Below are 2,913 nucleotides of genomic sequence, written 5' to 3' on the forward strand. Positions count from 1 at the left end.
CTGCTCATCGCCGTGGTTGCGTTCACCGTGCTGTCCACGTGGCAACGCGGACAGGAAATCGTCACCCGAGCACGGACGCAAGCCGAGGGACCGCTTCGTCCGTTCGTCGATCGGCTGGCCCACGCTCAGCCGCCGTTAACGCGCACCAAGGGCACGGCGGTGTTCCTTAACCGCGGAAAAGAGACCACGCCCCTGGCGATGCGGGCCAACTGCGAGCACAATCACGTGCTCCACGAACACGTGATAGTCATGGCGATCGATACCCTGCCGGTCCCACGCGTACCCGCATCGGAGCGAACGGAAATCGACGACCTCGGCTATGGCGATGACGGGATCGTTCACGTCACCGCGTACTTCGGGTACATGGAAGCGCCCGATGTCCTCGGCGTCCTTCGACTTCTCAAGAAGAAGCAGACTGAAGGCCGGATCGATGTCGACGGCGCTTCCTATTTTTTGTCCGACATCGAACTGACCATGGGTACGGCAAAGAACATGGCGCACTGGCGCAAGCAGCTGTTCATCGCGACGTCCCACATCACCGCCGACGCCGCCAACTACTTCGGTCTGCCTCCCGACCGCACGGTGGTCATGGGTTCACGGATTGAGATCTAGCTACGTCCCCTCACAACCGATCCGTGGTGACGGGGAGCGAGTGACCTGCGATTTCTGAGTGGAGCTAAGGGGACTCGAACCCCTGACCCCCACACTGCCAGTGTGGTGCGCTACCAGCTGCGCCATAGCCCCAGATGTCGTGCCCATCGAAGCTACACCACGGCCACCCAGCGTTCAAAGTCGCAGGTCACGCGGCTGCGGGATCGCGTTAGCGCAGCGGGTCGAATTCGCGTAGGCCCGGCGGCTGGTTGCCGGTTGTGATCTGCCCGGCCAATAGGCGACCGGTCGCCGGGCCCTGCTTCATGCCCCACATGCCGTGCCCGCCCGCGACGAAGATCCGATTCTCCAGCACCGGTCCAACCAGCGGACGCCCGTCGGGACTCAACGGGCGCGGGCCAACCCAGATCTCGTCGCGCTCCGCCCAGCGAACCCCGTCGAAGAACCCACCCGCCGCATCGACAATCGCGTCGACGACGCCCGCTGACACGGGGGCATCGGGGCGTCGCAACTCCATCATGCTGGTAACCCGCAGCTTTCCTTTCAACGGCGTGCACGCCACCCGCACATCCGGCAAATAGATCGGCCCGAAAACCTGACGTTCCACCGGCACCGTGAAGGAGTAGCCGCGGCCGGCTTGCACCGGAACCCGAACCCAGCGCCGGACCAGTTTCGGCAACCACGCGCCGGTCGCAATCACCGCCACGTCGGCCGTCAGCACAGGATCATCAACGGGTTGCACGACGACGCCGTCCCCCGAAACCCGCACGTCGCTCACATCCAGGATCTCCACCACCCCGCCGCGTTCGACGACTGAGCTCGCCAGCGCGTGCACGAACCGGCCGGGATCGACGAATCGCTGACCGTTGATGCGGACGCCGACGGCCACTTCGCCCGACGCCAGCGGCACCTGCTCGCTCAACTCCGCGGCGGTCAATTCCGTGGTGGAACTCGGCTGTCCGGCGTCGTGTAAGCGTTGCAGCTGCTCCAGCAGGTGTTCGGCCGCTGCCGAACTGCGGAACAACGCGGTGATCGGCGCGTCGCACACCGGCGCGTCCACCCCATTGGCGACCAGCTCGTCGTAAGCCGCCATGCACTCGTTGTTGAGCGTCTGGTTCGCCCGCACTGCGCTCGTCCATGACGACTCCCGGCAGTTTGCGGCGAACCGCAGCAAGAATCTCCACAGCGTCGGATCGGCGCTCAGGGGAATCCGCACCGGCGCAACGCGATTCGGCAATGATCGCAACACGTATCGCAATGTTCGCGGGTCGTTGAGCGGGACGCTCAGTGCCGGCGCGATCCATCCGGCGTTGCCCCAGGAGGCGCCCGCCGCGACGCCGACGCGGTCGACCACGGTCACCGAGACCCCGTGCTCTTGCAGAAACCACGCGGTCGACAACCCGACAATGCCGGCGCCCACCACGATCGCGGATCGCGGCCGGATTCGGTGGATGTCAGCCATCGAGAACCTCAGGCCAGTTCCGACGCGGTCCCGGTCTCCCATTCACTGGGTGGCGGCGTGTGACCCTCCACTCGCGTTTCCGGTGCGAACATCCAACCCACCCCGGCGGCCAGCAGCACGACCCCGCTGACCGCGAATCCCCATCCATAGCTGAGGTGTTCAGCGATTTGAGCCACCGACAACGAGCCGACGATAGCGCCCAGATCAACCATCATCTGAAAGGTCGACACCGCGGTGCCTGTGCGCGCGGTGCTGCCCAGGATGTCGGCGATCGCGGCCTGCTGCGGCGAGGAGTACACGCCCGAGGTCGCACCGGCCACGCACGCCGCGACCAGGAAGACGGGCACTGACGACGACGCCCCCAACCAGATGGTCGCCACTCCGGAGGCGAGGAGCCCGCCGATCACCAGGCCGCGTCGGCCGATCCGGTCGGACAGATAGCCGCTGGGCGACACCACGAGCAGGTTGCCGAGCGCGAACATCCCCAACACCAGACCCGTCATTCGGGGCCCGCGGGCCAACACGTCGGAGACGAAGAGCGGCACGATGGCCATTCGCAATCCGAACACCGCCCACCCTGTCGCGAAGTTTGACACCAGCGACGCGCGGTACGCGCGCTGCCGAAGCGCGGTACGCACCGTCACCGCCGGCTCGGCATGCTCGGCGGGCGCGCCCAGCGTCGAGCGGCGCAAGCTGTAGGACACCACGATCGCGGTGATCAGCACCGAAACCCCGTAGATGAGAAACGGTGCTTTGAGCCCCAAACCAGCGGTAAGACTGCCCACCAGCGGTCCCGCGACTGAGCCGATGAGAAACGAGCTCACGAACAGCCCCGCGACCCG

General features: G+C 66.0%; 3 protein-coding genes and 1 tRNA gene. 1 reads left to right on the plus strand and 3 read right to left on the minus strand.

The window, feature by feature from the left end:
* A partial coding sequence (locus VGH54_RS24170; RefSeq protein WP_331514655.1) for a KUP/HAK/KT family potassium transporter occupies nucleotides 1-612 on the plus strand: 612 nt, incomplete at its 5' end.
* A 59-nt stretch (nucleotides 613-671) separates the two neighbouring features.
* On the opposite strand, the gene VGH54_RS24175 is transcribed toward VGH54_RS24170, so the two are convergent.
* From VGH54_RS24175 to VGH54_RS24185, 3 genes are all read right to left on the minus strand, one after another.
* Nucleotides 672-744 (minus strand) — tRNA-Ala (locus VGH54_RS24175).
* Nucleotides 745-820: 76 nt separating this feature from the next.
* Nucleotides 821-2,071: an FAD-binding oxidoreductase gene (locus VGH54_RS24180; RefSeq protein WP_331514656.1), complete on the minus strand. Its 1,251-nt coding sequence runs from the start codon at nucleotides 2,069-2,071 to the stop codon at nucleotides 821-823.
* Between the two features lie 8 nt (nucleotides 2,072-2,079).
* A partial coding sequence (locus VGH54_RS24185) for an MFS transporter (protein WP_331514657.1) occupies nucleotides 2,080-2,913 on the minus strand: 834 nt, incomplete at its 5' end.

Origin of the sequence: Mycobacterium sp. (assembly GCF_036488105.1) — a bacterium.
In the GTDB taxonomy this organism is placed as follows: Bacteria; Actinomycetota; Actinomycetes; order Mycobacteriales; family Mycobacteriaceae; genus Mycobacterium.

Excerpts from the sequence above, each read along its gene's own strand:
- VGH54_RS24180 (WP_331514656.1), bottom strand. The coding sequence starts at position 2,071 with ATGGCTGACATCCACCGAATCCGGCCGCGATCCGCGATCGTGGTGGGC.